24 protein-coding genes are annotated in these 26,159 nt (G+C 62.5%); 9 read left to right on the top strand and 15 right to left on the bottom strand.

The features are described from left to right. Nucleotides 1–135 precede the first annotated feature (135 nt). The gene (gene pepN, locus C7441_RS05650; RefSeq protein WP_109612049.1) at nt 136–2,781 is read right to left on the bottom strand and encodes an aminopeptidase N; all 2,646 of its coding nucleotides are present in this window, start codon (nt 2,779–2,781) and stop codon (nt 136–138) included. A 166-nt stretch (nt 2,782–2,947) separates the two neighbouring features. On the opposite strand from pepN, the gene C7441_RS05645 reads away from it, so the two are divergent. Both C7441_RS05645 and C7441_RS05640 read left to right on the top strand, forming a co-directional pair. Then, nucleotides 2,948–5,257, top strand: coding sequence for a xanthine dehydrogenase family protein molybdopterin-binding subunit (locus tag C7441_RS05645; protein ID WP_109612048.1), 2,310 nt, complete (start codon nt 2,948–2,950; stop codon nt 5,255–5,257). Between the two features lie 133 nt (nt 5,258–5,390). After that, nucleotides 5,391–6,341, top strand: a complete 951-nt coding sequence (locus C7441_RS05640) for a DMT family transporter (protein WP_109612047.1) — start codon at nt 5,391–5,393, stop codon at nt 6,339–6,341. 67 nt (nt 6,342–6,408) lie between these two features. Here C7441_RS05640 and C7441_RS05635 read toward each other — a convergent pair whose 3' ends face one another. Then, entirely contained in the window at nt 6,409–7,215 is an 807-nt protein-coding gene (locus tag C7441_RS05635; RefSeq protein ID WP_109612046.1) for a helix-turn-helix domain-containing protein, read from the bottom strand. A 132-nt stretch (nt 7,216–7,347) separates the two neighbouring features. Here C7441_RS05635 and C7441_RS05630 point away from each other — a divergent pair, with 132 nt between their 5' ends. Then, complete coding sequence (locus tag C7441_RS05630; protein WP_109612045.1) at nt 7,348–7,746, top strand: hypothetical protein; 399 nt, start codon at nt 7,348–7,350, stop codon at nt 7,744–7,746. Between the two features lie 5 nt (nt 7,747–7,751). Here the strand turns inward: C7441_RS05630 and C7441_RS05625 are convergent, their stop codons facing one another. Further along, the gene (locus C7441_RS05625) at nt 7,752–8,597 is read right to left on the bottom strand and encodes a uracil-DNA glycosylase (RefSeq protein WP_109612044.1); all 846 of its coding nucleotides are present in this window, start codon (nt 8,595–8,597) and stop codon (nt 7,752–7,754) included. Nucleotides 8,598–8,632: 35 nt separating this feature from the next. Continuing rightward, nucleotides 8,633–9,292 carry a hypothetical protein gene (locus tag C7441_RS05620; protein ID WP_019172203.1) on the bottom strand — a complete coding sequence of 220 codons (660 nt, stop codon included), beginning with the start codon at nt 9,290–9,292 and terminating at the stop codon, nt 8,633–8,635. A gap of 268 nt (nt 9,293–9,560) precedes the next feature. On the opposite strand from C7441_RS05620, the gene C7441_RS05615 reads away from it, so the two are divergent. The 3 genes from C7441_RS05615 (at nt 9,561) to C7441_RS23965 (ending at nt 12,098) form a co-directional block, all read left to right on the top strand. Beyond that, on the top strand, nt 9,561–11,240 hold the full coding sequence (locus C7441_RS05615) for an electron transfer flavoprotein-ubiquinone oxidoreductase (RefSeq protein WP_109612043.1): 1,680 nt from the start codon (nt 9,561–9,563) through the stop codon (nt 11,238–11,240). 94 nt (nt 11,241–11,334) lie between these two features. Continuing rightward, nucleotides 11,335–11,928, top strand: a complete 594-nt coding sequence (locus tag C7441_RS05610; protein WP_244916067.1) for a DUF922 domain-containing protein — start codon at nt 11,335–11,337, stop codon at nt 11,926–11,928. Nucleotides 11,929–11,939: 11 nt separating this feature from the next. After that, nucleotides 11,940–12,098, top strand: coding sequence for a hypothetical protein (locus tag C7441_RS23965; protein ID WP_170125022.1), 159 nt, complete (start codon nt 11,940–11,942; stop codon nt 12,096–12,098). On the opposite strand, the gene C7441_RS05605 is transcribed toward C7441_RS23965, so the two are convergent. The 4 genes from C7441_RS05605 to C7441_RS23960 all read right to left on the bottom strand — a co-directional run bounded on the left by C7441_RS05605 (nt 12,089) and on the right by C7441_RS23960 (nt 15,206). Then, nucleotides 12,089–13,123, bottom strand: a complete 1,035-nt coding sequence (locus C7441_RS05605; RefSeq protein WP_109612041.1) for an endonuclease/exonuclease/phosphatase family protein — start codon at nt 13,121–13,123, stop codon at nt 12,089–12,091. The two genes, C7441_RS23965 and C7441_RS05605, sit on opposite strands and share 10 nt — an antisense overlap. A 122-nt stretch (nt 13,124–13,245) precedes the next feature. Then, nucleotides 13,246–14,748, bottom strand: a complete 1,503-nt coding sequence (locus tag C7441_RS05600) for an AMP nucleosidase (RefSeq protein ID WP_019172207.1) — start codon at nt 14,746–14,748, stop codon at nt 13,246–13,248. Nucleotides 14,749–14,814: 66 nt separating this feature from the next. Next, on the bottom strand, nt 14,815–15,009 hold the full coding sequence (locus C7441_RS05595; protein ID WP_019172208.1) for a hypothetical protein: 195 nt from the start codon (nt 15,007–15,009) through the stop codon (nt 14,815–14,817). 26 nt (nt 15,010–15,035) lie between these two features. Beyond that, nucleotides 15,036–15,206 (bottom strand): hypothetical protein, encoded by a 171-nt coding sequence (locus C7441_RS23960; protein WP_019172209.1) that lies wholly within the window; start codon nt 15,204–15,206, stop codon nt 15,036–15,038. A 173-nt stretch (nt 15,207–15,379) separates the two neighbouring features. On the opposite strand from C7441_RS23960, the gene C7441_RS05590 reads away from it, so the two are divergent. Continuing rightward, complete coding sequence (locus tag C7441_RS05590; protein WP_109612040.1) at nt 15,380–16,090, top strand: glutathione S-transferase family protein; 711 nt, start codon at nt 15,380–15,382, stop codon at nt 16,088–16,090. 45 nt (nt 16,091–16,135) lie between these two features. On the opposite strand, the gene C7441_RS05585 is transcribed toward C7441_RS05590, so the two are convergent. After that, entirely contained in the window at nt 16,136–16,477 is a 342-nt protein-coding gene (locus tag C7441_RS05585; protein ID WP_109612039.1) for a DUF2147 domain-containing protein, read from the bottom strand. Nucleotides 16,478–16,877: 400 nt separating this feature from the next. Between C7441_RS05585 and C7441_RS05580 the strand changes: the two genes are divergently transcribed. Together C7441_RS05580 and C7441_RS05575 are read left to right on the top strand one after the other, a co-directional pair. Further along, nucleotides 16,878–17,144 (top strand): sel1 repeat family protein, encoded by a 267-nt coding sequence (locus C7441_RS05580; RefSeq protein WP_019172212.1) that lies wholly within the window; start codon nt 16,878–16,880, stop codon nt 17,142–17,144. Nucleotides 17,145–17,426: 282 nt separating this feature from the next. Next, nucleotides 17,427–18,545, top strand: coding sequence for an ABC transporter substrate-binding protein (locus C7441_RS05575; RefSeq protein WP_425326565.1), 1,119 nt, complete (start codon nt 17,427–17,429; stop codon nt 18,543–18,545). A gap of 77 nt (nt 18,546–18,622) precedes the next feature. Here C7441_RS05575 and C7441_RS05570 read toward each other — a convergent pair whose 3' ends face one another. The 6 genes from C7441_RS05570 to C7441_RS05545 form a co-directional block, all read right to left on the bottom strand. Beyond that, nucleotides 18,623–20,578 (bottom strand): acetyl/propionyl/methylcrotonyl-CoA carboxylase subunit alpha, encoded by a 1,956-nt coding sequence (locus C7441_RS05570; protein ID WP_109612037.1) that lies wholly within the window; start codon nt 20,576–20,578, stop codon nt 18,623–18,625. 34 nt (nt 20,579–20,612) lie between these two features. After that, on the bottom strand, nt 20,613–21,380 hold the full coding sequence (locus C7441_RS05565) for a VOC family protein (protein WP_109612036.1): 768 nt from the start codon (nt 21,378–21,380) through the stop codon (nt 20,613–20,615). Between the two features lie 69 nt (nt 21,381–21,449). Then, a complete protein-coding gene (locus tag C7441_RS05560; protein ID WP_109612035.1) occupies nt 21,450–23,057 on the bottom strand; it encodes a carboxyl transferase domain-containing protein in 1,608 nt (535 codons plus the stop codon). 1 nt (nt 23,058) lies between these two features. Then, the gene (locus C7441_RS05555; protein ID WP_109612034.1) at nt 23,059–24,222 is read right to left on the bottom strand and encodes an isovaleryl-CoA dehydrogenase; all 1,164 of its coding nucleotides are present in this window, start codon (nt 24,220–24,222) and stop codon (nt 23,059–23,061) included. Continuing rightward, entirely contained in the window at nt 24,203–24,832 is a 630-nt protein-coding gene (locus tag C7441_RS05550; protein WP_109612033.1) for a TetR/AcrR family transcriptional regulator, read from the bottom strand. Before C7441_RS05550 ends, C7441_RS05555 begins: the two co-directional genes overlap by 20 nt. Before the next feature lie 143 nt (nt 24,833–24,975). Further along, complete coding sequence (locus C7441_RS05545; protein ID WP_109612032.1) at nt 24,976–26,088, bottom strand: pyridoxal phosphate-dependent aminotransferase; 1,113 nt, start codon at nt 26,086–26,088, stop codon at nt 24,976–24,978. Nucleotides 26,089–26,159 lie beyond the last annotated feature (71 nt).

Here is a 26,159-nt window from a genome sequence, read left to right as displayed (position 1 = left end):
GCTCCCCATAACCCATTTCGTTAAGATCGATCCGGCAACACCGCACATCCGAATCATCCATAAGGAATCAAAGGTGATTCGCCTTGTCCAGAGGGCGGGCGAGAAAAGCCTTAAAAATCGTAAAATTTGTGAGATTCAGGCCAGCGTCCGCTCGACGATGTCGCGCAGGTCAGCCGAAAGCCCCTTGGCGGCACCGATCCTGAGCAGCGCCTCGCGCGCCTTGGCCTGCCGCCCCGGCTCCAGCGAGCGCCATGAGCGCAGCGCCGTCGCCAGCCTGGCGGCCACCTGCGGGTTGCGCTTTTCGACCGCCAGAACGGCATCGACGAACAGGTCGTAACCGGCCCCGTCCGCCCGGTGGAAGCCGGTCTGGTTGGCGCTGGCGAATGTGCCGACCAGCGAGCGCACGCGGTTCGGGTTGGCCATCGAGAAGGATGGGTGCTCCATCAGCGCGCGGACGACCTCGACGGCCTGCGCGCCCGGCATGGAGGCCTGCACCTGGAACCATTTGTCCATGACCAGCGCATCGCCCCGGTATTTCGCTTCGAAGGACGCCAGCGCGTTCCGCGCGTTATCCGATGCGCGGTGGCGGTGGGCAAGCACGGTAAGCGCGGCAATGCGGTCGGTCATGTTGGTGGCTGTGTCGAAATGATCGGCCGCCCGCGCCGCGCCATCCGGCAGAGCCGAGAGATAGTCCAGCATCGTGTTCCGCAAGGCCCGCCGCCCCGCGCTGGCCGCATCCGGGCTGAAGGGGCCATCTACGCGAAGTTTTACATGGAGCTCGCTGAAAAGATTCCGGTTTGCCTCGCCGATGGCGCGCAGCAGCGCCTCGCGGGCCATGTGGATGGCATCGGGATCGATGTTGGAGCCGATCTCACGCGCCATGTCGGCTTCGCCGGGCAGTGTCAATGTGAGCGCGCGATAGGCAGGTTCCAGCTCTTCATCGGCCGCGATCGTGCCCGCGAGCTGCGGCAAATCCGGCGCGAAGTCCGGCTGCTTGCCACCGAGAACGCTGCGGAACGCCGAGATCAGCGTCTCGGTCAGCAGCGTGTTGAATGCCTGCCAGCGACAGAATGCATCGCTGTCGTGACGCGCCAGAAAGGCGCGATCCGTGCTGCTCTGCTCCAGCGAAAGCGTGACCGGCGCGGAAAAGCCACGGTTGAGCGAGATCGACGGCCGCTGCGCGATACCGGAGAACTTGACCATATGCTTGCGCTTGTGCAGATGGATGATGCCGTCCTCCACGTCGGCGCCGTTCGCGGCGGTATAGGCGATGTCATTTCCATCGGGACCGACCAGGCCGAAGGCCAGCGGAACGTGCATCGCCCGCTTGCGGCTTTCCATCGGGGTCGGTGGCACCGATTGCTCGATCTCAAGCGTGAACTCGCCGGTCCTGGCGTCATGCGAGCTGCTGGCGACGACAGTGGGCGTGCCGGCCTGATGATACCAGAGCGCGAATTGCGACAGGTCGCGGCCTGACACGTCCTCGAACACTTTCAGGAAATCCTCGACCGTGGCGGCGTCGCCGTCGTGGCGCTCGAAATAGAGGTTCATTCCCTCGCGGAATTTTTTCGCGCCAAGGATGGTGCGGATCATGCGCACCACCTCCGAGCCCTTCTCGTAGACGGTCGCGGTATAGAAGTTGTTGATCTCGCGATAGCGGCGCGGCCGCACGGGATGCGCAAGCGGACCCTGATCCTCCGGAAACTGATGCGCGCGCAGCGTGCGCACCTCCGCAATGCGCTTGACCGCGCGCGACCGCTGGTCGGCCGAGAATTCATGGTCGCGGAAGACGGTCAGCCCTTCCTTGAGGCAAAGCTGGAACCAGTCGCGGCAAGTGATTCTGTTTCCTGTCCAATTGTGAAAGTACTCATGCGCGATCACCGCCTCGATATTGGCGAAATCAGCGTCGGTGGCGGTTTCCTCGTCGGCCAGAACATATTTGTCGTTGAAGATGTTGAGGCCCTTGTTCTCCATGGCCCCCATGTTGAAATCCGACACCGCCACGATGTTGAACACGTCAAGATCGTATTCGAGGCCGAACACCTCCTCGTCCCAGCGCATGGAGCGCTTCAGCGCGTCCATCGCATAGGCGGCGAGGCGCTCCTTGCCGCGCTCGACATAGATGCCGAGCTCCACCTGCCGGCCCGATGCCGTGACGAAACTGTCGCCGACGCGGCCGAGATCGCCGGCGACGAGGGCGAACAGGTAGGAGGGTTTCGGGAAGGGGTCGTGCCAGACGGCATAGTGTCTGCCGTCGGCAAGTTCGCCGCGCTCGCGCGGGTTGCCGTTGGAAAGCAGCAGCGGGGCCTCGTCGCGCCGCGCCTCGATGCGCACCGTATAGACCGAGAGAATGTCGGGGCGGTCGAGGAAATAGGTGATGCGGCGAAAGCCTTCGGCCTCGCATTGCGTGCAATAGACGCCGTTGGAGCGGTAGAGCCCCATCAGCGCTTCATTGCGCGCGGGCGCGATCTGCGTTTCGATCAGCAGGTGGAAGCTGCCTGAGTGTGGCGGTTCGTGGATGAGAAGCCGATCGGGCGTCGCCTCATAGGCGGTTTCTTCCAGTGGCTTTCCGTCGATCTCGATGCGCCGCAGCGCCAGGCCGTCGCCATCCAGCTCCAGCGGCGGCGTGCCGTTCACGCCATCCCGGCGTTCGATGGCCAGTTCGGTGATGACTGTCGTGTTGTCCGGCGAAAGCCGGAAGGTAAGGCCGGTCGAAGGAATGAGATAGTCGCTCGGCCGATAGTCTTCGAGCCGAAACACCTGGCCGGTATCTGTACGCATCCTGACGACTTTCCTGTTGAGCGCGCTGTCGCTTTCGTTCAGCCGGCGGCGGCATCTGGCCCACCAAAAGGTGATGGTATCGCTCTTTACACCAATCCCGACCTCGACAAAACTCGAGCGGAACCTATCTGGCCCACATTCCCTACCGAACATTTGCGGGGCAATCATGACCATCGTCACGCCGAAATTCGGGATGGGCGCATCGGTATTGCGCCTTGAAGATGAAGCTTTCATAACCGGGCGTGGCCGCTACACCGACGATATTGCGCTGCCCGGCATGCTGCATGGCTATGTGCTGCGGTCTCCTCAGGCGAAGGCTTCGATCAGGGCGGTTTCAGCAGATGCCGCCAGGAGCGCGCCGGGCGTACATCTGGTGCTTACCGGGGAGGATGTGGCAAATCTCGGCAAGCTGAAATCCGGTGTGATGCAACGCCAGCCGGATGGATCGCAGGCGCCGACCCGCGACATTCCGATTCTCTGCACCGATCGGGTCAATTATGTCGGCGACGCGGTGGCCTTCGTCGTGGCCGATACGCGCGCACAGGCGCAGGACGCTGCCGAGCTGATCGAGGTCGATTATGACAGCGAGGACGCCGCCGGCAGCACGGCCACTGCCCTCGACCCCGAAACGCCGCTGGTGTGGCCGGAACTGCGAACCAACCGCGCCTTTCTCTACGAACTGGGCGATGCGGTGAAGACCGAGGCCGCATTCGAAAAGGCCGCGCGCGTCACGCGCATCGAGTTCATCAACAACCGGCTCGTCTGCAATTTCATGGAGCCGCGTTCGGCCATCGGCGAATGGCTGGCCGACGAGGATCGCTTCCAGCTCACCAGCGGCTCGCAGGGCGTGCATTCCATGCGCACGATCCTCGCCGGGCAGGTGTTTGGCATGGGGCCGGAGAAGTTGCGCGTGGTGACGCCCGATGTCGGTGGAGGCTTCGGGACGAAGGCCTTCGTCTATCGAGAGCATGCGCTGGTGCTGGAGGCCGCGCGGCGCCTTGGCCGACCCGTCAAATGGGCGGCGGATCGCACCGAGCATTTCCTAACCGATGCGCAGGGCCGCGACAATTTCGTGGTCGCCGAGATGGCGATGGACGGCGACGGACGCTTTCTTGGGCTGCGCATCCGTCTCACTGCCAATCTTGGCGCCTATTGCTCGCAGTATGGCCCCATCGTCCCCTATATTGGCGTGACCATGTCTACGGGCGCCTATGACATCGACGCGCTCGATGTCACCGTCACCGGCGTTTACACCAACACCTGTCCGGTGGATGCCTATCGCGGGGCAGGGCGTCCCGAGGCCGCTTTCCTGATCGAGAAGCTGGTGGATGCCTGCGCCCGCGATCTCGGCATCGGCCCCGACGAGATACGCCGCCGCAATTTCATCAGGCCCGAGCAATTCCCTTACCGGACACAGACCGGGCGGCTTTACGATGTCGGCGAATTCGTCGGTCATATGGACCTTGCCATGAAGCGGGCGGACTGGAAGGGTTTTGAAGGGCGGCTGGCCGGATCGAAGGCGGAAGGGAAGATCCGCGGCATCGGCATGGCCACCTATATCGAGGCCTGCGCCTTTGCCGGATCGGAGCCGGCGCATGTCGAGCTCAACGAGGACGGCAGCGTGACGCTGCTGATCGGCACGCAATCCAACGGGCAGGGCCATGCGACGGCCTATGCGCAGTTCGTCGCCGAAAAGCTCGGCATCGACGTTGCGCAGGTCAGGATGGTCCAAGGCGACACCGATCGCCTCGCCACGGGCGGCGGCACCGGTGGTTCCCGCTCCATCCCGCTCGGCGGCGTTTCGGCCGCGCGCGCCGGCGAGGCGCTGGCGGAAAAGATCAGCCGCATCGCGGCGGACGAGCTCGAGGCCTCGTCCCACGACATAGAGCTGATCGACGGCACCGCGCGGATCGTCGGAACGGACCGTTCCATCACATTCGCGCAGATCGCGCAGGCCGGACAGCCCGACGACCTCAAGGCGTCGGGCGAATTCGTGCAGCACGAGGCCACATATCCGAACGGCACCCATATCTGCGAGATCGAGATCGACCCGCAAACCGGACAAACGGAAATTGCCGCCTACACCATCGTGGACGACTTCGGCGCGACGGTGAACCCGATATTGCTTGCCGGTCAGGTGCATGGCGGCGTGGTGCAGGGCATCGGCCAGGCGCTCGCGGAAGAGGCGGTTTATTCCGAGGATGGGCAGCTTCTGACCGCAAGCTTCATGGACTATGCGATGCCGCGCGCCGACGACCTGCCGTGGCTGCATTTCGAGACGCGCAACGTGCCCTCCACCACCAATGAACTCGGCATGAAGGGGGCAGGCGAGGCGGGCGCCATCGGTTCCACGCCGGCAACGCTCAATGCCGTCACAGACGCTCTTTACCGCGCCTACGGCATCGGGCATATCGAGATGCCGGCGACGCCGTCGCGCATTTGGGCAATGATCCGGGACGCCTTGGCCGCAAAGTGAAAAATCCAGCGACAGCGTTCCCTGATTGCACGGGAAGATTTCGTTTCCGGGTCGGCGAGGCGTCAAGCCCGGCCTGCGCCGAACACTCCGATCCTGTCTCAAACCGCCTTCGGCAGAATGCTTCCATGCAGCCATGAAACGCTCGAGCCCGCGGGTTGACCGGCCGCTTACCGGCATCAGCTTCAAGATCGTTTCGGTGGCCGTATTCGTGACCATGTCGTCCTTGATCAAGGCGGCTGGCGATGTGCCGGCGGGCCAGATCGTCTTCTATCGCTCTTTTTTCGCCATGCTTCTGATCCTCGCTTTCCTGGGGTGCCGCAGGGAGTTGCGGACGGCCTTCCATACCGCGCGCCCGCTGAACCATGTCGCGCGTGGCACGGTCGGCGTGATCTCCATGGCGCTCACCTTCTTCGCATTGACGCGGCTACCGTTGCCGGAGGCGATCACGCTCAACTATGCCCAGCCGCTGCTGGTGGTGGTGTTCAGTTCGATCTTCCTTGGCGAGACGATCCGCATCTATCGCTGGAGCGCGGTGGTGATCGGACTGGTGGGGGTGCTCATCATCTCCTGGCCGAAGCTGACCCTGTTCGAAAGCGGCGCGGCGATGGGCAACGAGGAGGCGCTGGGCGTGGCGGCCGCCATTCTGGGCGCGGCGTTCTCGGCCATTGCCATGATCCTCGTGCGCAGCCTCGTCCATACCGAGCGTACCAGCACCGTTGTCATGTGGTTTTCGCTGACCGCGACCCTGTTGTCGCTCATCTCCTATCCGTTCGGCTGGGTGCCGCTCAGCGCCATGCAGATCGCCTTGCTCGTCATGGCCGGCATATGCGGCGGCCTTGGCCAGTTGCTGATGACGGAAGCGTATCGCTATGCGGAAGCCTCGACGGTCGCCCCGTTCGAATATAGCTCGATGATCCTCAGCATCGCGGTCGGCTACTATTTCTTCGGCGACCTGCCCACCATCCATATGCTGGTCGGCGGCATCATCGTGGTGGGCGCGGGCATATTCATCATCTGGCGGGAACAGCGGCTCGGTCTCAAACATGCGGCGGCGGTTCGCCAGACAGCGCCGTCGCAGAGCTGAAGAGCACGCGCAGTTCGATTCCATAACAGGCACCTGGCTCCGAAAACCGATTCAAGCCGTGAAGTTTTCAGTTCTGCTGTTTGGCCGCCATTCCTTGCAGGAGCAGCGCCGTTTCGGGGTCTGCGGGAAAGAAGGATTCGATCGCCAGTTCAGACAGCGTCACGTCGAGAGGCGTGCCGAAGACCGTTATGGTGCCGATGAAGGACAGGATTTCCTTTCCCATCTTCAGCCGCAGTGGGTGGGCGATTGCCGCTATATCGGGATGCGTCATGCGCGAGGTCGGCACTGCCCCCGGATAGGAAAGCAACTCGCGTTCGAGATCGGCCAGCACTGTGTCGCCCGAGGCGTCGATCTGCCGTCTGAGCCTTTCGATGAGATGGGTGCGCCATTCGTGCAGGTTGACGATGCGCGGGGCGAGCCCTTGCGGATGCAAGCTGAGCCGCAGCACATTGATCGGTGGCGCGAGCAGGGAGGCATCCGCGACGTCTTCCAGCAGCGGGCCGATGGCGCTGTTGGCCGCGACAAGGTTCCAGTGATGATCCACGGCGATGGCGGGAAAAGGCTCATGGCCTTTCAGCACCATTTCCACGGCCGTCATGGCCGGAGCCAGCGTGGGGTCGTCGAGCTTTCTTTCGCTGAAGATGGGCGCGTAGCCGGCCGCCAGCAAAATACGGTTGCGCTGGCGAAGCGGAATATCGAGTTGCTCGGACAGATGCAGCACCATCTCTCGCGACGGTGCGGTACGTCCGCTTTCAACGAAGCTCAGATGGCGTTGTGAAATTGCGGCCTCGGCCGCGAGGTCGAGTTGGCTCATGCGTCGGCGCGTGCGCCATTCGCGAATGAGTGTTCCGGCGGAATGCGGCTGCGTGTTCATGCGACCACGTTAGGCGATCGGTTGCGCCAATTCTATTACCTGTCACGTAATCGCCGGATGCTCTTTCACCTGACAGGCTTGGATTCGCTCGGTGCTTGAATGCCGATGCGGCCGAATCCAAGGAGAAAACCCATGAACGTTTCCGTCACACCATTCCTGCGTAACGCACTCCTGCTGGACGCGGTGGCGAGCGGCGCAACCGCTCTTCTGGCGATTGTTGGCGCGCCCTTGCTTGCGCCGCTGCTGGGGTTGCCGCAGGACTTGCTCTTCTGGGCCGGCGTCGTGCTGGTGCCTTTCGTCGCGTTCCTGCTGATAACGGCCAGGCGGCAAGCCGTGGCGCGGCTGGCGCTCATCGACATCATCGGCATCAACGCGCTTTGGGTCGCAGCAAGTCTGGGCCTGCTGGTTTCAGGGCTCGTATCGCCCAATGCCCTTGGCGTTGCATTCGTCGTGGTGCAGGCGGTTGCCGTCGCGCTGTTCGCGGAACTGCAATTCATCGGCCTGCGCCGCGCAACCGCGCAGGCCGCCTGAGGGCGCTATCCCAACTGCGCGAGCCTGGCCTTGATCTCGAGAAAATCCCGCCATGCAAGCTTCTTGTGGGCGGGATTTCTCAGCAGATAGGCTGGGTGCAGCGTCGGCATCGCCGGTATGGTCACGCCGGCTTTCGTCTGATGCGTCCGCCAGTTGCCACGAAGGCGCAAAATGCCATCGGTGGTGTTCAGCAGCAGCTTGGCGGACGGCCCGCCGAGCGTCACCAGCACCTTCGGATTGGCCAGCTCGATCTGGCGCTCGATGAAAGGGCGGCAGATTTCCGTTTCATGCGGGGTGGGCGTGCGGTTGCCGGGCGGACGCCACGGTATGACATTGGCGATGTAAGCCGATTTCCGGTCAAGCCCGATCGCCGCCAGCATGCGATCCAGCAATTGCCCGGAGCGGCCGACGAAAGGCAGCCCTTCCAGATCCTCGTCACGGCCCGGAGCTTCGCCCACCAGCATCACCTCCGCCTCCGGGTTGCCGTCGGCGAAGACGAGGTTCTTGGCGGTGAATTTCAGGTTGCAGCCATCGAAAGCGGCCATCTGCCGGCGCAGTTCTTCCAGCGTGCCTGCCTGAGCCGCAAGCTCGCGCGCGAGCGCCGCCTGAGCCTCGTCGGGAACAGCCGCCGGTGCTGCCGGGCGCGGCGCAGGGGTCGCCGCGCGCGCCGGCGTTGATTGAGCAGCGTCGGAAGGCTGGCGCGACGCGGTTTCCGGCGCTCGGGTCGGGGCGGCGGCCTGCGCAAAGCGGTTCACCGGCTCTTCCGCGAGCGCCTCGTCGGCGCCGGCGTCGGCGTAGAAGGCCAGCAACTCGCGCGGGTCCGGCTGTCCATGTCTCATGATGGAGGTCATGCCCTACAATCTTCCGCGCGTGCGGCGAAAGCAAGTCAGGTCGATGGGATGCGCGGGTTCTGTACCAGATAAAATGTGCGGTTCGGCGTGTAATCGGTGATCAGGAAGCCGAATGTGCCGATCCGGCGCGGGTCGATCTTGCCGTTCGTGAACAGCAGCCGGTCGTAAGGCTCGAAGTCGCGGTCGAAATGCGTGAAGCTGTCGGACGAGATCGCTTCGGCATCGCCACGCCGCTGGTCGAAGGACAGGCCGTCGCCGAACAGGCTCGGTTCCCCCAGTATTTCCTGTAGCTCGAACTCGAATTCCACCCAGCCCAGTTCACTGGCGTTCATCACCCGCAGGCGCATGTAAAGGAAGCCATTGGCATATTCGCCGGAGAAGTCGAAGGCGCGGACGGGCTTTGTCGCACGCATCACCAGTGTCACCGGACTTGCCGAATACAGTTCCTCGCCAATGACGATGGGATCGGCCTTGGTGCCTTTGCCCGTTGCTGAGCGGATGCGAAAGCCGCCAAGCTCGTCGGAGAAGGAATAGGCCCCGGCAAGCCACGGGCCTTCGTCCGATGTCACGCCCTGCGTTGCAGCGGGAGGGGAGGTCGCGACCATAGCGGACAGGCAGCCGATCCACAGCAATGCCAGGCGGCATGCCGAGCCGAAATGCGCCGATACAGACCCCGAAAGCTCCATCTGCCGCATCAGGGCAGTATGCCTCAGAAACGGGCGATCGGAAATCCAGGAAAATGCACCGAAAATAGGAATCGTGGCCCACGGATGTATTGCCGCAGGCTTGCCACATTTAATTGACGTTTACGTCAATGCTGAGTAGCTTGCGCGGCGGTAAATGATATGGTGTTGCAAACTCCGCAATATGTCAGTTGCGCGGTTTCGCGTCGCTTTCGGATGCGCTATGGGAGCGCGGAGCCAGCAGGATGCCTGACCGGGCCAAGCCAGTGCGGAGGACTTGATGAGTGAGATTGAACGCGAAAGCATGGAATTCGACGTGGTCATCGTCGGCGCGGGGCCGGCTGGCCTGTCCGCCGCGATACGGCTGAAACAGATCAATCCAGAGCTTTCCGTTGTCGTGCTGGAAAAGGGCGCCGAGGTGGGAGCGCATATCCTGTCCGGCGCCGTGGTCGATCCCATCGGCATAGATCGCCTGCTGCCTGATTGGCGCGAGGAGAGCGAGCATCCGTTCAAGACGCCGGTGACCGACGACCATTTCCTCGTGCTCGGGCCTGCCGGGTCGATGCGCCTGCCCAATGCCTTCATGCCGCCGCTGATGAACAATCACGGCAATTACATCGTTTCGCTCGGCAATGTCTGCCGCTGGCTGGCCGGACACGCCGAGGCGCTGGGCGTCGAGATCTATCCGGGCTTCGCGGCCGTCGATCTCATCTATGACGACCAGGGCGCAGTCACCGGCGTCGTGACCGGCGACATGGGTGTCGAGCGCGACGGCTCGCATGGCCCCAACTACGCGCCGGGCATGGCGCTGCTGGGCAAATATGTGCTGATCGGCGAGGGCGTGCGCGGTTCGCTCGCCAAGAAGCTGATCGCAAAGTACAAGCTGGACGACGGCCGCGAGCCGGGCAAGTTCGGCATCGGCCTCAAGGAGCTCTGGCAGGTCGCGCCGGAGAAGCACAAGCCGGGCCTGGTGCAGCACTCCTTCGGCTGGCCGCTCGACATGAAGACCGGCGGCGGCTCGTTCCTTTACCACCTCGAGGACAATCTGGTGGCGGTCGGCTTCGTCGTCCACCTGAACTACAAGAACCCTTATCTTTCGCCCTTCGAGGAGTTCCAGCGCTTCAAGACGCATCCCGCGATCCGCGGCACCTTCGAAGGCGGCAAGCGTATTTCCTACGGCGCCCGCGCCATCACCGAAGGCGGCTGGCAGTCCGTGCCGAAACTGACCTTTCCGGGCGGTGCGCTGGTGGGTTGTTCGGCCGGTTTCGTCAACGTGCCGCGTATCAAGGGCTCGCACAACGCTGTGCTGTCGGGCATGCAGGCGGCGGAGCATGTCGCCAGCGCCATCGCCGATGGCCGCAGCCATGACGAGATCATCGGTTACGAGAACGAATGGCGGGCCAGCGCGATCGGCAAGGATCTGAAAAAGGTCCGCAACGTCAAGCCGCTGTGGTCGAGGTTCGGCACGCTGGTTGGCGTCGGCCTCGGCGGGCTGGATATGTGGTGCAACAGCCTGTTCGGCTTCTCGCCCTTCGGGACGCTGAAGCACGGCAAGACCGACGCCGCGTCGCTGGAGCCGGCCTCCAAATACACGAAGATCGACTATCCGAAGCCCGATGGCGTGCTGACCTTCGACCGCTTGTCCTCGGTGTTCCTGTCGAACACCAACCATGAGGAGAACGAACCGGTTCACCTGGTCGTGGCTGACATGGACCTGCAGAAGCGCTCGGAGCACGACATCTATGCCGGTCCTTCGACCCGCTATTGCCCGGCCGGCGTCTATGAATGGGTGGATGCCGACGGCAATGCTGCGGCCGATCCTTCGGCGAAGGACGTGCGTTTCGTCATCAACGCGCAGAACTGCGTCCACTGCAAGACTTGCGACATCAAGGACCCCAACCAGAACATCAATTGGGTTCCGCCGCAGGGCGGTGAGGGGCCGGTCTACCCGAACATGTAAGGATTTTCCCTGATCGGCCCGACTGTATTTAAGGAATTGTTGAAATACGAAACTTAATGTGCTTCTTTGGCATCCCATCCCCCTGGAGGTGTCAATGCGCGCAGTCGGAATCCCCCTGTTTGCCCTTGTCTGTGGCCTGACGAGTGTTGCCCATGCGGGCAACAGCAAGGTCGTGGTAAGGACCGAGACCTATGCTGTAGCCGGACGTAACGGTGCGGAAATTATGAAAACCATGCAGCGTAGCGGTCCCAAGCACGGCCTGCTGGCGCGCGCCATGGCCGCGACCCGGTACGACGTGCGATGGAACCTCGATTGGGAAAAGGGTGCCAGTGCCTGCCGGCTCAGAAGCGCCAATGCGGTTTTGACCATCACCTATCGCTATCCGCGCCTGGCAAATGCCGTTCCGGCCGACCTTCAGACACGTTGGACCAAGTTCATGTCCGGCGTGCGCACGCATGAAGAGACGCATGGGCGTATCGCCAAGGAAATGGTGAATGCCGCTCAGGCAGCCGTCGTCGGCGTCGCCAACGACAACGATCCGGATTGCGCGAAGTCGCAGAACGACGTGCGCCGCCGCGTCAAGGCTGTCTATACGGACTACGAAGCCCGCCAGCGTCAGTTCGACGCCAAGGAGCATCAGTATCATGGCAATGTCGACGGTCTCGTCGCTCTGTTGACCAGTCACTGAAGAATTGCATCGTGGCGGTGTCCCTGGATGCCGCCACCATTGCCTTCCATGCTTCAGCCGGCTTGATGATTGCCGGCATTTGGAGCGCGATGACTTTCGGAAATGCCGTGGTGCGCCAAGCGGTTGTTTTCGAGGCATGGTCTATGCCGAAAACCCATCCCTATCTGTAGCGATCGTGCTCCAGCTCCGCCAGAGACGTTTCCCCTTCTTCCTGCGGCTCGAAAGCGGCGGCTTTCAGCGCAAACTCGACCAGAACCGGCAGGTGATCCGAGCCGACCTCGCCGAGCGTGTGAGCGGAGATCGCAATCACATTGCCCTTGTGCAGGACGTGGTCGATCGGCAGGCCGCTGAAGCGCAGGAATTCGGGCAATCCGTGCCATTGCCAGGTGGGGCCTGCCGATGGCACGAGCGTCAGCCCTCCGAGCTTCGCCACCCGTGCCACGGCGGCGCTCCATGGCGTGGCGTTGAAGTCGCCGGCGAGCAGGGCGGTCGCCCCGAGCCCTCCCAGCGGATCGGCGAGCGTTTCGATCTGCCCGGCCTGATGGAACGGCCAGGGCCAGCCGAGATGGAGTGCGGCCACATCGACCGCGCGGCCACCGAAATCGACGGGAGCGACGGCAAACGAACCACGCTCATGACATCTGCCTTCCCTGCCTTCGACAAACGGTCGTGTCGAGAGGATCGCAACGCCGAAAACGCCGTTCGGGTAGGGGCACTGGATGCTGTGGGGATAGGCCGACGACAGCAGCGCAAGCTTGTCGGCCCACATTTCCGAGACCTCGTCCAGCGTCACGACATCGGGTCGGATGCGACCGATCAGCGAAAGCACCTTGTTGGGCTCGGGATTGTTGTAGCGCAGATTGATCTGCAGCAGCTTGTAGACGGGCTGTTCGGTCTCGTCGGGCTGCAGGCTGGCGTGAACCCTGCCGGGTCCGAGGATAGGCATGAAACTGTTGACCGTCGCCAGTGCGGCAACGCCGAAGGCGACGGTGACGATGCCATTGAGCCAAAACCGCCTTGCCAGAAGCACCAGCCCCGCGATCACCATCAGAACGGCGAGATGCATGCGGAAATGCGCCAGCGAGTCTAGGGCCGGATGCAGTGTCCCGAAGAAGCCCGCAACCAGCGGCAGCGACAGGAGAAGTGCGGCCAGCAGCGCCAATGAGCCGATATCGTGGAGCGGAGTCCTGTTCATGCCACGTTCTTACCGACAGGAATGAGGCCCATTCAAGATGCCCGATCTATGAAAACCGACCGCCAGAAGAGATCAGGCGGCCGGTCGGGATTTCAAGTCTTTCGGCGCAATAACTGGGCGCATTATTGGAACGCGGTCTCCGAAAAGCTCCTCAATTTGCGCGAATGCAGCCGGTCCATGGGCATTTCGGCCAGCTTTTCCATCGCGCGGATGCCGATGCTAAGATGCTGGGACACCTGCCGCTTGTAGAATTCCGTCGCCATGCCCGGCAGCTTCAACTCGCCATGCAGCGGTTTGTCGGAAACGCACAGCAGCGTGCCGTAGGGCACACGGAAGCGAAAGCCATTGGCGGCGATTGTGGCCGATTCCATATCGAGCGCGATGGCGCGCGACTGCGACAGGCGCTGCACGGGCCCACGCTGGTCCCGCAGTTCCCAGTTGCGGTTGTCGATGGTGGCGACCGTGCCGGTGCGCATGATGCGCTTGAGTTCGTAGCCGGAAAGCCCCGTGACCTCGGCCACCGCCTCTTCCAGCGCCACCTGGATTTCGGCGAGCGGCGGGATGGGGATCCACACCGGCAGGTCGTCGTCCAGCACGTGGTCTTCGCGGACATAGGCATGCGCCAGCACATAGTCCCCCAGCGCCTGCGTGTTGCGAAGGCCCGCGCAGTGGCCCAGCATCAGCCAGGCATGCGGCCGCAGCACCGCGACGTGGTCGGTGATGGTCTTGGCGTTGGAGGGGCCGACGCCGATATTGATCATGGTGATGCCGGCATGTCCCGCCTTCTTCAGGTGATAGGCGGGCATCTGCGGCATGCGCAACGTCGTGGCCAGGCCGGAAGGTCGCGTTTCGCCGGCCCTGGTCTCGACATTTCCGGGCTCGACGAAGGCTTCGTAGCCTTCGCCGCCCTTGGCCATGAGTTCGCGGGCATAGAGGCAGAACTCGTCGATGTAGAACTGGTAGTTCGTAAACAACACGAAATTCTGGAACTGCTCGGGGCTGGTCGCCGTATAATGCGACAGGCGGTGCAGCGAATAATCGATGCGTTGCGCGGTGAACGGGGCCAGCGGTTTCGGCTCGCCGGCGAGGGTCTCGAAGGTGCCGTTGGCGATATGGTCATCGGTGTCGTCGAGGTCCGGCACGTCGAAGACGTCGCGGATCGGCCGCTTGATGAGTTCCGCGATGGAGCCGTCCACATGCGTGCCCTCCAGGAAGGCAAAATGTAACGGAATGGGAGTGGAGGATTCCGCCACCGTAACTTCCACGCCGTGATTGCGCATGATGAGCTGCAACTGTTCGATAAGGTAGCTTTCGAACAGTTCGGGATGGGTGATGGTTGTGGAATAGCGGCCCGGCAGCGGCATATGGCCATAAGCCTGCCGGGAATCGACCAGCGAGTGCGACGTGGTCGTGACCCTGACCTCGGGATAGAAGGCGCGATAGCGGCGCTGCGGATCGCCGTTCCTGGCCAGGGCCGTGAAGGCGTTGCGCAGGAAGGCGGTGTTGCGTTCGTAAAGGGATTTCAGGGCGGCGACAGCTTCGCCGGCATCCGTAAAGCTTTGCTGCCCATAAGGCTCGGGGCAGGAAATCGTTTCGATGGGTTCAGGGTAGGTTCTTTTTTCCATAACCCAATATAGAGACTTGCTTTCGCCCTTGGGAGAGGGGCGGGCGAGGCGTGCAGAGCTTTTTTATCAGGCCCGCTGCAGGCTCATGAGGATCACGAAGCCCATGCCCATCTTCTTGGGCGCGGGAGCCTCGATGGTCGTGCTGCTTGCGCCGCGGGCGGCGGGAACGGCAAGCACCGGAGCCGCCAGAAGGCCCAGCAGCAGCAGCGCGCGCGGCATCACGCGCAATGTGTTCGCAAGAAGTCCGGTCGTGTGGTTCATGTCACAAGGTTCTCTGCTAGGCCGCTTCAGTTACGGCTGATGAGGTTGCACGCCATTCCGCTTTCATAGACGCAGGAGCGCACCATTCCCTCTTCCCAGCCGTGCCGTGAGCGCCCTTCATGAGCAACGAGCAGCGACAGGAACATGCCGAACAGGGCCATCAACAGACAGACGATGGTGAACCGGCGAGCGAGCATCGGGTGGCTTCTCCTTCAATGCTGAGGAGATTGCCTGAACGCGACTGAACGGATGCTGAGATGGCCGTTCATCTTAGGTTCAATTTTATTAATCGACGCGTTGTGATCCGGCTGCTTGTGTTCGGACGATGCGTGACTATCTGCGGAATGCGTCCGAAAAAAGGAGAGAGTGCATGACCATCCAGACCCAGCCGATCGAACTCTATTACTGGCCGACCCCCAATGGCTGGAAAATCACCATCATGCTCGAGGAACTGGGCGTTCCGTATGTCATCAAATATGTGAACATCGGTCGCGGCGAGCAGTTCGAGCCGTCTTTCCTGAAGATCTCGCCCAACAACCGCATGCCCGCGATCATCGATCCGGAGGGACCCGGCGGCAAGCCGATCTCGGTTTTCGAGTCTGGCGCCATCCTGCAATATCTCGGCCGCAAGTTCGGCAAGCTGTACCCGACCGACGAGCGCCAGCGCGTTGAGGTCGAGCAATGGTTGTTCTGGCAGATGGGCGGGCTCGGCCCCATGGCCGGACAAGCCAACCATTTCCGCATCTACGCGCCCGAAAAGGTGCCTTATGCCATCGATCGCTATACCAATGAGGTCAATCGCCTCTACGGCGTCATGAACAAGCGGCTGGCCGACCGCGATTTCCTTGCCGGCGACTATTCGATCGCGGATATCGCCAGCATCGGCTGGACCATGGGCTATGAGCGCCAGGGCCAGGACATCAACGAGTTTCCCAACCTCAAGCGCTGGTTCGAGACGATGAAGGCGCGCCCGGCCGTGCGTCGCGGCATCGACATCGGCAAGGAAGAACGCGAGCGCCAAAACCTCGCCACGGACAAGGAAGCGCAGAACATCCTCTTCGGCCAGCGCGCCCGCGCGTGAAGCGAAGAGCTGCCAGCGGCCTGCCAGCAAATGGCGGGCCGCGCGTCAGAGTTTCGTCCAGTCCTGGCTTTTGCAGATCAGGCCGCCCAGCACGCAGCCGCTAAGCCTTGCCGTGTTTCCACTGAGCCGGGCACTGCCCTGATAGGTTTCGTTTTCATCGAGATCGGTGATGAAGCCGCTATAGTTGCCGTCGCCGCCTCCGGTCACCTTGCCGACCTGCTTTCCGGCATGTCTTCCGGTCGTCATCGTGATGCAGAAGTCGTCGCCGCAACTGGTGACGGTCGCGGTTTCGCCGCTCTGTGTCTTCCACTTGCCTTCGATGGGATCGGCCCACGCCGTTCCGCACGCCAGCAGCGTCGCCGCCACCATGCTCGACCAGCGAAGCATCTCTATGTCCTCCAGCGTGGCGGGCGCCCCTGTTCCCGTGTCGTTCCGCCGCTTACGCAAAGGTAAGCCAGTCGACACGTCCGGCAAGCGCCGTGGAGTTTCCGGGTTTTTAGCCCTTGGCGCTTGTGCGGCGGCCGGCGTGGATCGCTTTCATGGTTAGGGAAGTATTGCGTGCGCGCCGTAACATTTTCATCGATTTTTCTGCAAATCCCTTGCCGCGCCTGCGTTCCCATCCTTAATGAATTCAAACGTTTACTTCTTGTTTGAACTTTGTTTGCCGGCGGTTAAGCAAGCCATTTAACGGCGGGTTCAAGCCTCGGGTTCATCCTTCGAAGCATCGGAAGAGCAGCCCGCGACGACAGAACGAGGCGCTCTCCAGCAACGGACAGGGACCTTCGAAATGGCGCGTTATGAGATGTTTGAAGCCGGCTTCGGCGCGATGGGAACCACCGCTCAGGCCGATGTGCTTTGCGAGTTGGGGATGATGTACGCCAGCGGACGCGACTGCGACGTCGATGTCGTCGCCGCCCACAAATGGTTCAACATCGCCGCGATCAAGGGCTCGGCGCGTGCGGCAGCGCTTCGCGCCGAACTTTCGGTGTCGATGTCGAAACTGGAGATCGCACAGGCGCTGCGCGAAGCGCGCCAGTGGATGACCATGCACTGACAAGTTTGTCAGCCGTGGGCCTGTCGGAAGGCCCGGCCATTGAGAACGCGGCTGCCTGGAGGCGGGCCGACCGCGCGGATGAAAAACGGCGACAGAGGCATTCCGGAAAGGGTGCCATCAAACAGGCCGCGACCGGTGCGAACAAGCTCGGCGCGGCCTTTTTGCGTTCCGCCGGCCCATTCCGATTTTGTTGCGCGGCTGGAGCCGCAAATGGTATTTGATGTTGCCCGGACAACAAGGGCAGCACTCGGCGGCTAGCCGACTTCGGAGGAGAACAAAGTGATCAAAAAAACAGTAGTGGGGGCTGCGCTCGTCGGCTTCATTCTGGCGGCGCAGGCCGCGCGCGCCGACGACATCACCTTCGCGGTGGTGGGGCCGATGACCGGCCAGTTGGCGAATATCGGCGACCAGTTCAAACAGGGCGCGGAAGCTGCCGCCAAGGCCATCAACGAGAAGGGCGGCGTCATGGGGCGCCAGATCGCCATCTCGATCGAAGATGACGTCTGCGATCCAAAGCAGGCCGTTTCGGTTGCCAACCGCATCGTCGCCAACGGCGTCAAATTCATCGACGGACATGCCTGCTCGGGCTCAAGCATCCCCGCCTCTGCCGTTTATGCCGAAGCCGGCGCGCTGATGATGAGCCCGGCCTCGTCCAACCCCGTCATGACCGACGATGCGGCCGCCAAGGGCTGGTCCACCATCATGCGTCTCTACACGCGCGACGACGCGCAGGGCGCCTTCATCGGGCCGTGGATCGCAAAGAAATATGCAGGCAAGAACGTCGTGGTCATGCACGATAAGGGCGCCTACGGTCAGGGCGTGGCGGACGCCGTGCGCAAGACGATGAACGAAAACGGCCTGAAGGAAGTCCTCTATGAAGGCATCAATGCTGGCGAAAAGGATTATTCGGCGCTGGTGACCAAGCTGAAGGAATTGAAGGCCGATGTGGTCTATTTCGGCGGCTACCATCCGGAGGCCGGCCTGATCCTGCGTCAGGCGGCAGAGCAGGGCTTCAAGTTCCAACTCATCATGCCCGATTCGATCGCATCGCCGGAATTCTGGCAGATCGCGGGACCGGCCGGCGAGGGCACCATGTTCGTGTTCCCGTCCGATCCGCAGGCCCGGCCAGAGGCCAAGGAAGCGGTGGAGAAGATCAAGGCCGGCGGCTTCGTGCCGGAAGGCTTCACGCTCTTCTCCTATGCAGTGATCCAGGCCTTCGCGCAGGGCATCGAGCGCGCCGGCACCGACGATCCGATGAAGGTCGCCGAGGCGCTGAAAAACGGTCAGCCAATCCAGACCGTGGTGGGCGAAGTCACCTTCGACGAGAAGGGCGATCTGAAGAACGCCGCCTACGACATCAACCAGTGGCACGACGGCAAATACGCGCCGATCGAGCAGTAAGACTGCCGCACGAGCCTGGATAACTGGATTTGGCCGGGGCAACCCGGCCATTTTCATTTCCCGATTGGTGGCGCCGCCTACGCCTCCTCTACGAAACGCACGAGAACGGTTCCGTCCATCACCTGTTCGCCCTCGGTTGCGATTTCGGCGATGATGCCGTCATGCAGGGCAGCGATGGTGTGCTCCATCTTCATCGCCTCCAGGATCAGCAGGGGCTGTCCCTTCTTCACCGTTTCGCCCTCGGTTGCCCGTACCAGCTTGACCAGCCCCGGCATCGGCGCGCGCATGCTGCCCGCGCTGCCGTCGGCTTCTTCCGCACTCGCGAATGGGTCCGGCACGGCGAAGGTGAAGGCCGCACCATCGGCGAACACGGTGACGTGCCCCGGCCATGAAACCGTGTCCTGGAAATCGGTCTTTGAAAGAACGGTCGCAGTGCCGTCGCCGATACGTACCAGATAGCGACCATCCGGCTGTGCCGTCACGCCTGCATGCAGTTCCTGTTCGCCGCGGCGCAGAACCGTACGGCGCTCGATCGGATGGAAGTGGCTGTAGCCGGAAAGGCTCGCCCACGGGTCGTCCGACATGGCTCCCCCGGGCCTTGACCCGGAGGCTGCCAGGGCGGCGCGCGCCACGATATTGCCGCCCGGCTCGGGAATGGCGGTCAGGGCTTCCTGCTTGCGGCCGATGAGACCGGTATCGACATCGCCGGAAGCAAAATCAGCGTCCTGAGACAGCGCCGCCAGGAAGGCGATGTTTGTGGTTGATCCAGCAATGCGGGTGGCTTTCAGCGCCTCCGTGAGCCCTTGCAGCGCGCTGCTTCGATCATTCGCATGGACCACCAGCTTGGCAATCATCGGATCGTAGTAGGGCGAGATGGCATCGCCCTGGCGCACGCCGGTCTCTACGCGCATGGACGAGCCCGCCGGCGTTTCGGTCGGAAAACTGAGATGATGCAGCGTGCCGATGGCCGGCAGGAAATCGCGCTGCGGGTCTTCCGCATAGATGCGCGCTTCAAAGGCATGGCCGGAAAGCGCGATCTCCTTCTGGCTTTTCGGCAGCTTTTCGCCGGCCGCCACACGCAATTGCCATTCGACCAGATCGACGCCGGTGATCATTTCCGTTACCGGATGCTCCACTTGCAGGCGGGTGTTCATCTCCATGAACCAGAAGCGATCGGGCCTGAGCCCTTCGGATGCGTCCACGATGAACTCGATGGTGCCCGCACCCGAATAGGAAATGGCCTTGGCGGCCTTTACTGCCGCATCGGTCATGGCCTTGCGCATCTCGGGCGTCATGCCGGGGGCGGGGGCTTCCTCGATCACCTTCTGGTGGCGGCGTTGCGCGGAGCAATCGCGTTCGAACAAATGCACGGCATTGCCGAAATTGTCGCCGAACACCTGCACCTCGATATGGCGCGGCTTCTCGACATATTTTTCGACCAGCACGCGGTCGTCGCCGAAGGCTGCCTTGGCTTCGCGCCGCGCGCTTGACAGGGCTTCGGGAAAATCATCCGGGTGGTCAACGCGGCGCATGCCTTTGCCGCCGCCTCCGGCGCGCGCCTTGATCAGCACCGGATAGCCGATTTCGCGCGCCTTGGAGGCAAGCGGCACGATTTCCTGCGCCTCGCCGTGGTAGCCCGGCACCACTGGCACGCCAGCCTGCTCCATCAGCCGCTTGGCGGCGTCCTTCAGTCCCATGGCGCGGATCGAAGCGGCGGACGGGCCGATGAAAACCAGTCCGGCCGCCGTCACCTGATCCACGAAATCCGGGTTTTCCGAAAGGAAGCCGTAGCCGGGATGGATGGCTTCGGCTCCCGTCGCCTTGGCGGCTTCGATGATCCTGTCGCCACGCAGATAGCTTTCACCGACCGGGGAAGGGCCGATATGCACCGCCTCGTCAGCCATCGCCACATGAAGCGCGCTTGCATCCGCGTCAGAATAAACAGCAACGGTACGGACACCCACGCGCCGCGCAGTCTGGATGACGCGGCAGGCAATCTCACCGCGATTGGCGATCAGGATTTTGGAAAACATTCATCCTCCGGATAAAGCTGTCGGCCAGTGCCGCTCACTTTCGGGCACCGACTAGGGCAAAAAGCGCGCCCTGGGGGTCGATGCACTGGCAGACCCAGCTTCCGCCGGGAACCTGCATCGGTCCCATTATGACCTGCCCCTTGTTTTCAAGGGCACGCTCGGTCGCCTTGTCGATGTCTTCGACATTGAAATAATAGAGCCAGTAGGGGGCTTCGATCTGCGCCGGCTTGGTCATCATGCCGCCGACAGCGTTGTCGCCCCCGGTTCGGAAGAGCTGGTAGACGCCCATCGGCCCCATATCCATCGGCTCATCCTTGGTCCATCCGAACTGGTTGGAGTAGAAATAGAAGGCCGTTTCCCATTCGGTTGCCATCAATTCGTGCCACCCGATATGGCCGGGTGTCATCGGGGGAACCGGTGCGCCTTCTTCGCCCTTCGGCGTGATCAGCATGAACACCGCGCCTTGAGGATCGGCAACGACGGAGAAGCGGCCGACATCGGGAATGTCATCGGGTTCGCGCAGCACGTTGCCACCGCCCTTGCGAACCCCTTCCGTGGCGGCATCGACATTGTCGGCATAGATATAGCCGACCCAGGCCGGCTTCATCCCCTCCGCTTCCTTCGGCGTGGCCATCATGCCGGCGACGCCCGTTTCGCCCGCCTTCATGATGATGTAGCGCATGTCCGGGCCGCCCCATGGCTCCGAATTCCAGCCGACGACCGATTTGTAGAATGCCTCGGCGGCATCCACGTCGCTCGTCATGAGTTCGTACCAGACGAATTTATTTGGATTGGCAGGCATGTCAGGCTCCCTTCGTCGTTACGCGTTGAGTTCCTCACTGCGGTCGCGCGCGGCGCGGCCAATGACCAGTTACATTCTGAAGACACCGAATCTAGTGTCCTCCACCGGCGCGTTAAGGGCTGCCGAGAGGCTAAGCGCCAGCACGTCGCGGGTTCTTGCCGGATCGATGATGCCATCGTCCCACAAACGCGCCGAGGAATAGAGCGGATGCCCCTCGCGCTCGTATTTTTCGAGGATCGGTGCGCGGAATTCGGCTTCTTCCTCGGCGCTCCACCTTCCGCCCTTGCGCTCGATACCCTCGCGCTTGACCATGGCAAGCACGGTTGCGGCCTGCTCGCCGCCCATGACCGAGATGCGCGCATTCGGCCACATCCACAGGAAGCGGGGCGAATAGGCGCGGCCGCACATGCCGTAATTGCCCGCGCCGAAGGAGCCACCGACGATCACCGTCAGCTTGGGCACCTGCGCGGTCGCTACGGCCGTTACCAGCTTGGCGCCGTCCTTGGCGATGCCGCCGGCCTCATATTTGCGCCCGACCATGAAGCCGGTGATGTTCTGCAGGAAGATCAGCGGGATCTTGCGCTGGCAGCACAGCTCGATGAAATGCGCGCCCTTCAGCGCGCTTTCGGAGAACAGTACGCCGTTATTGCCCAGAATGCCCACCGGCATGCCGTGGATATGGGCAAAGCCCGTGACGAGCGTAGCGCCGTAATTCTGCTTGAACTCGTCGAACTCGGAACCGTCCACGATGCGCGCGATGATCTCGCGAACGTCATAGGGCTTGCGGGTGTCGGTCGGCACCACGCCGTGAATCTCATCCGGTGCATAAAGCGGTGGAATCGGTTTTCCAAGATCGAGGCCTATCGTCTTCTTTCGATTCAGGTTTCTGACGATCTGGCGTGTGATGGCGAGCGCGTGCGTGTCGTCCATTGCATAGTGATCGGCGACGCCCGAAAGCCTTGTGTGCACATCCGCGCCGCCGAGTTCTTCGGCGGACACGTCCTCGCCGGTGGCCGCCTTCACCAGCGGCGGGCCGCCGAGGAAGATGGTGGCCTGGTTGCGCACCATGATCGTCTCGTCGGACATCGCTGGCACATAGGCGCCGCCCGCCGTGCACGAACCCATGACACAGGCGATCTGCGGAATGCCTGCCGCCGACATGTTGGCCTGATTGTAGAAGATGCGACCGAAATGCTCGCGGTCGGGAAAGACTTCGTCCTGGTTTGGCAGGTTCGCGCCGCCGGAATCGACCAGATAGACGCAAGGAAGATTATTCTGCGTGGCGATTTCCTGCGCCCGCAGATGCTTCTTCACCGTCACCGGATAATAGGTGCCGCCCTTCACGGTGGCGTCGTTCACCACCACCATCACCTCACGGCCCTCGACACGGCCGATACCCGCGACCATGCCGGCTGAGGAAATGTCGCCGCCATACATGCCCCATGCGGCGAACTGGCCGATTTCGAGGAACGGCGACCCGGCATCGAGAAGCTGGGCGAGGCGCTCGCGCGGCAACAGCTTGCCGCGCGAGGTGTGGCGCTTGCGCGCGTCCTCCGAGCCGCCGCGCTCGACCGTCTCGGCCTTGCCGGAAATGTCGGCCACCAGCGCGCGCATATGCTCGGCATTGGCCTTGAACGTCTCGGATGAGGGGGAGAGTCGGGACTGGATAACCGGCATGTCACAAGCTCTCCGACATGATTTCGCGGCCGATCAGCCAGCGCCGGATTTCGCTGGTGCCGGCGCCGATCTCGTAAAGCTTGGCGTCGCGCAGCAGGCGTCCGGTCGCATAGTCGTTGATGTAGCCATTGCCACCGAGAAGCTGGATCGCGTCCAGTGCCATCTGGGTGGCCTTTTCGGCGGCGTAGAGAATGCAGCCGGCGGCGTCCTTGCGGGTGGTTTGGCCACGGTCGCAGGCCGAGGCGACGCCATAGACATAGGCACGGCAGGCATTCATCGTCGTGTACATGTCGGCGAGCTTGCCCTGAACGAGCTGGAACTCACCGATCGGCTGGCCGAACTGCTTGCGCTCGTGCACGTACGGTACGGCCACATCGAGACACGCGGCCATGATGCCGAGCGGCCCGCCTGCCAGCACCGTGCGCTCATAGTCAAGGCCCGACATCAGCACTTCAACGCCGGCCCCTTCCTGATGCAGAACGTTTTCGAACGGAACCTCCACATCCTCGAAGACGAGTTCGCCCGTATTGGAACCGCGCATGCCAAGCTTGTCCAGCTTCTGCGCAACGGAAAATCCCGGCATGGTCTTTTCCACCACGAAAGCGGTGATGCCGCGTGATTTCCCCTCCGGATCGGTCTTGGCATAGACCATCAGGGTATCGGCATCCGGGCCGTTGGTGATCCACATCTTGGTGCCGTTGAGGACAAAGCGGTCATTGCGCCTTTCGGCGCGCAGTTTCAGCGACACCACGTCCGAGCCGGAGCCGGATTCCGACATGGCCAGCGCACCGACCTTTTCACCGGCGCAGAGCGCGGGCAGGTATTTTTCCTTCTGTGCAGGCGTGCCCCAGCGGTTGATCTGGTTGACGCACAGATTGGAATGCGCGCCATAGGAAAGCCCGACCGAGGCCGAGGCGCGCGAAATCTCCTCCATCGCCACCACATGCGCCAGATAGCCCATGCCGCTGCCGCCGAAATCCGGATTGGCCGTTATGCCGAGCAGGCCGAGCGCGCCGAATTCCTCCCACAGATGCGCCGGAAATTCGTTGGAACGGTCGGTCTCGGCGGCGAGCGGAGCAATTTTGTCCTGCGCGAAGCGGCGCACCATGTCGCGCAGGGCGTCTATGTCCTCGCCCTGGCCGAAATCAAGCGTGTGCGTGTACATGCTGCACCTCCCGAGGGCTTTCAGCGCCAGTCAGGCGCATGGTCATGGCTAGATAGGTTTCCGCGACTTCCGCGACTGACAGCCGCTCGTCGGGACGGAACCAGACGATCACGCCGGTGATCATCTGGATGATGGCAATGGCCGTGAGGCCGATGTCGTCGACCACGAAGGCGCGGGCATCCGCGCCGTCGCGCAGGATCTGGCGCAATTCCTTTTCATAGGCAGTGCGCAGCCGCAGAATATGCGTGAGATTGTCGTGCGAAAGGCTGCGCAGCTCCATGTTGGAAACATGGGTCGAATGCCTGCGCTCGACATGGAAGCGGATATGATTGCGTACGAAGGCGGCAAGCCGCGCGCGCGGATCCGACCCGGTGGGGCGCACCTGTATCCAGGCCGCCTGCAGCCCTTCCATATGCTCACGCATCAGCGTGAACAGGAGGTCTTCCTTGTTTGGGAAATAGCGATAGAGCGCTGCCGCCTGCACGCCCACTTCGGCGGCAAGCTGGCGCATGGAAACAGCCTCGTAGCCGAAGCGCGCGATCAGATTGATCGCCGCCTCCCGGATCGCTGCTTCTGTTTTCTCGCCGTCGGAACCTGTCGTTCGCGCCATGGCATTCCTCATCCTTGGATAAATAATAAAACGAACGTTCAATTAATTCAAGAGACGAAAAAGCCGGATGCGGGAGACGCAGCCGAATAAAGCGGAGAACGGGAAAGAAACGGCGGGCCGGGTGCAGGCCCGCCGCTTGAAGATCAGCCCTTGGCGGCGTCGGCGAGAGCGCGTGGCAGTTCCTCGCCGAAGATGTCGATCTCGTGGTCGAGGCCGACGCTGACGCGGATGCAGCGATTGAGCACCGGCGCCATCGGCTTGCGGATGAAGACGTCGCGCGCGAGCAGATTCTGCATCACGCGCATTGCGAAATCGGCATCGCGGCCGCAGTCGATGGTCACGAAGTTCGTGGCGGAGGGAATGGGCGACAGGCCGTTGTCGCGGGCGATGGCCGAGATGCGGTCGCGTGCAGCTGCAACCCTGGCGACGACGCTGGCGAGATAGGGCTGGTCGGCCAGCGCTTCCAGCCCGGCGATCTGCGCCATGCGGCTGACGCCATAGTGGTTGCGGATCTTTTCGACATTCGCGATCACCTCGGCATCGGCGAAGGCGTAGCCGCAGCGGATGCCGGCCAGGCCATAGGCCTTTGAGAAAGTGCGCATGCGCAGCAGGTTCAGCCGGTTGACCTGAACCGGGGGCAGGGCGGAAGCCGGCGCGGTCTCGCCGTAGGCCTCGTCAAGGATCAGCATTGTGGTCTCGGGCAGCGCGTCCATGAAGCGGATCAGCTCGTCCGTTTCCCACCAGGTTCCCATCGGATTGTCGGGGTTGGAGAGGTAGACCAGCGGCGCCTTCTCGCGCTTCACCGCTTCCAGCAGGCCATCAAGGCTTTCGCGGTCGTTTTCATAAGGCACCGGGACCAGCCGGCCGCCCACGCCTGCTACGTGGAAGTTGAAGGTCGGATAGGCGCCGAGCGAGGTGACGACCGCATCGCCGGGCGAAACATACATGCGCACCGCAAGGCTGAGCAGGCCGTCTATGCCTTCGCCGATGACGACATTGTCCTTGCCGATGCCCAGATGAGCGGCGAGTGCAACGCGCAGATCGTGATTGTCCGGGTCGCAATACATCCACATGTCCCTTGCGACTTCCTCCATCCGCGCAATCACGCGCGGGGAGGGGCCGTAGCTGCTTTCATTGGCGCCCATGCGGGCGCGGAAAGCGCGGCCGCTGTCTCTTTGCTGCGCCTCCGGTCCGACGAAGGGAACGGTCGCCGGCAGCGCTTCGATCAACGGGGTCAGGGGCGGACGGATGGACATGGCGATATTGCTTTCAATGTTCGTACGGAAAATTCAGGGCACGTCATCGCGCAGCGGCGGGCAAAAATCCA

It is taken from the genome of Pseudaminobacter salicylatoxidans, from assembly GCF_003148475.1.
GTDB lineage: Bacteria > Pseudomonadota > Alphaproteobacteria > Rhizobiales > Rhizobiaceae > Pseudaminobacter > Pseudaminobacter salicylatoxidans.
This window is presented reverse-complemented; position numbering and strand designations above follow the sequence as displayed.

What these genes read in the sequence shown, in the direction of transcription:
- pepN (WP_109612049.1), bottom strand. Translation starts at nt 2,781, where the DNA reads ATGCGTACAGATACCGGCCAGGTGTTTCGGCTCGAAGACTATCGGCCG.
- C7441_RS05645 (WP_109612048.1), top strand. Translation starts at nt 2,948, where the DNA reads ATGACCATCGTCACGCCGAAATTCGGGATGGGCGCATCGGTATTGCGC.
- C7441_RS05640 (WP_109612047.1), top strand. Translation starts at nt 5,391, where the DNA reads ATGAAACGCTCGAGCCCGCGGGTTGACCGGCCGCTTACCGGCATCAGC.
- C7441_RS05635 (WP_109612046.1), bottom strand. Translation starts at nt 7,215, where the DNA reads ATGAACACGCAGCCGCATTCCGCCGGAACACTCATTCGCGAATGGCGC.
- C7441_RS05630 (WP_109612045.1), top strand. Translation starts at nt 7,348, where the DNA reads ATGAACGTTTCCGTCACACCATTCCTGCGTAACGCACTCCTGCTGGAC.
- C7441_RS05625 (WP_109612044.1), bottom strand. Translation starts at nt 8,597, where the DNA reads ATGACCTCCATCATGAGACATGGACAGCCGGACCCGCGCGAGTTGCTG.
- C7441_RS05620 (WP_019172203.1), bottom strand. Translation starts at nt 9,292, where the DNA reads ATGCGGCAGATGGAGCTTTCGGGGTCTGTATCGGCGCATTTCGGCTCG.
- C7441_RS05615 (WP_109612043.1), top strand. Translation starts at nt 9,561, where the DNA reads ATGAGTGAGATTGAACGCGAAAGCATGGAATTCGACGTGGTCATCGTC.
- C7441_RS05610 (WP_244916067.1), top strand. Translation starts at nt 11,335, where the DNA reads ATGCGCGCAGTCGGAATCCCCCTGTTTGCCCTTGTCTGTGGCCTGACG.
- C7441_RS05605 (WP_109612041.1), bottom strand. Translation starts at nt 13,123, where the DNA reads ATGAACAGGACTCCGCTCCACGATATCGGCTCATTGGCGCTGCTGGCC.
- C7441_RS05600 (WP_019172207.1), bottom strand. Translation starts at nt 14,748, where the DNA reads ATGGAAAAAAGAACCTACCCTGAACCCATCGAAACGATTTCCTGCCCC.
- C7441_RS05595 (WP_019172208.1), bottom strand. Translation starts at nt 15,009, where the DNA reads ATGAACCACACGACCGGACTTCTTGCGAACACATTGCGCGTGATGCCG.
- C7441_RS23960 (WP_019172209.1), bottom strand. Translation starts at nt 15,206, where the DNA reads ATGCTCGCTCGCCGGTTCACCATCGTCTGTCTGTTGATGGCCCTGTTC.
- C7441_RS05590 (WP_109612040.1), top strand. Translation starts at nt 15,380, where the DNA reads ATGACCATCCAGACCCAGCCGATCGAACTCTATTACTGGCCGACCCCC.
- C7441_RS05585 (WP_109612039.1), bottom strand. Translation starts at nt 16,477, where the DNA reads ATGCTTCGCTGGTCGAGCATGGTGGCGGCGACGCTGCTGGCGTGCGGA.
- C7441_RS05580 (WP_019172212.1), top strand. Translation starts at nt 16,878, where the DNA reads ATGGCGCGTTATGAGATGTTTGAAGCCGGCTTCGGCGCGATGGGAACC.
- C7441_RS05570 (WP_109612037.1), bottom strand. Translation starts at nt 20,578, where the DNA reads ATGTTTTCCAAAATCCTGATCGCCAATCGCGGTGAGATTGCCTGCCGC.
- C7441_RS05565 (WP_109612036.1), bottom strand. Translation starts at nt 21,380, where the DNA reads ATGCCTGCCAATCCAAATAAATTCGTCTGGTACGAACTCATGACGAGC.
- C7441_RS05560 (WP_109612035.1), bottom strand. Translation starts at nt 23,057, where the DNA reads ATGCCGGTTATCCAGTCCCGACTCTCCCCCTCATCCGAGACGTTCAAG.
- C7441_RS05555 (WP_109612034.1), bottom strand. Translation starts at nt 24,222, where the DNA reads ATGTACACGCACACGCTTGATTTCGGCCAGGGCGAGGACATAGACGCC.
- C7441_RS05550 (WP_109612033.1), bottom strand. Translation starts at nt 24,832, where the DNA reads ATGGCGCGAACGACAGGTTCCGACGGCGAGAAAACAGAAGCAGCGATC.
- C7441_RS05545 (WP_109612032.1), bottom strand. Translation starts at nt 26,088, where the DNA reads ATGTCCATCCGTCCGCCCCTGACCCCGTTGATCGAAGCGCTGCCGGCG.